This is a genomic window from Ferroplasma sp. Type II (assembly GCF_000496155.1).
In genome coordinates this window covers 2,192-3,536 of sequence record NZ_KI542752.1, presented here as the reverse complement: position 1 = coordinate 3,536, position 1,345 = coordinate 2,192, and the positions used below count along the sequence as shown (strand labels likewise).

Annotated in this window: 1 protein-coding gene; it reads right to left on the bottom strand. The window is 36.1% G+C overall.

Going from position 1 to position 1,345, the window contains the following annotated elements:
• Positions 1-216: 216 nt before the first annotated feature.
• The coding region (locus AMDU4_RS14200; protein WP_306766124.1) for an MFS transporter at positions 217-1,345 on the bottom strand (1,129 nt) is incomplete at its 5' end.

Below are 1,345 nucleotides of genomic sequence, written 5' to 3'. Positions count from 1 at the left end.
TTAACGGCAGGATAGGAACTCTATTCAGTATCTTATATTTATGAGGCAGTCAGTTCAGGTCAGTTTACTGAGGGATACGGAGTCTGTGAATTCAATATTGAAGAGAAAATGCCTGTTAATATAAGAAAGAAACTACCCCGAAGGGAATGATGGAAACAGAAGGGTTGGGAAAACTGAAAAAATTAAATTGGATAATGCACGAAAAATAAATTTCTATTAATCTTTAAAATCTTCCCTGATGAGTAAAAATCCCATAACCATTGAAAATGCAATGAAAGCGAGTCCATAGAATATGATGCCCTGTAAAAGACCGATGATTTTATCTAATAAACCCAGGAGAATTACTGGAAGCCCAACTCCAGTGTATATGATAATGTAATAATTGGCAAGCATATCACCTGTTTTTTCGGGTGGAGCAATTGCCTTGATCTCCCTTGTTGCACCTGTAAATGCGAAACCCTGGCCTATTCCTGCCAGCAAAGTTCCTGCAATGAATATATAGAGAGAATTTCTAATAATTGCAATAAGTATGAATACAATTGCGAATATAATAAAAACCATACCAGAAAACATTGAATTTTGAATTTTGAATTTCAAGGAAATGATCTGAAAAATGGATGCTATGCCCAGCATCAGAAATACAATAATGCCACCTATGGCAATGCTATTTAAGCCTGAAAGTTTTATTATGTAAACAGGAGCAAGTGACATAAAGAATGCTGTAATTGACCATGCACCAAATGCAACGAATGAACTTAACAGGAATGGCCTTATAACTTCTCTATCTATAGAGGGAAAATGCAGTATCAATTTTGGATTTTTTGTTGAGATATCTTTCAGAGGATACATTGCCATAGCAGGTAATAGAACTAAAATAATAGAAAGTAAATAAACCAGTCTAAATGGGTATGGTAAATACTGTGCCATTATTCCACCTAATAAAGGACCTGTGGCAGTTCCTGCAGAGGTTCCTATGGATGTCAGCACGGCACCAGCCCTCTTGTTATAATTAAATAATAATGTACTGGCCGGTCCCGCAATGGCTCCACTTGCAAGGCCCATAAATGCACGTGCAAGGAAAAGCATATATACATTTATGGCAAACAGAAAGGATAATAATCCAATTAATTCCATAATAACACCAATGGCAATGGGCAATTTTCTGCCATGTTTATCAGAGTACTGGCCCCAGAAGAGGAGCGAGGGAATTAACATCAAAACATATATTGCAAAAATATCTGTAATAATAAATGGGCCAAAGTGGTATTTCAATGCATAAAGTTCATAAATTGGTGCCGTAACATTTGACGCAGCCATTATAGAAAACAGAAGAAGAAAGATAATT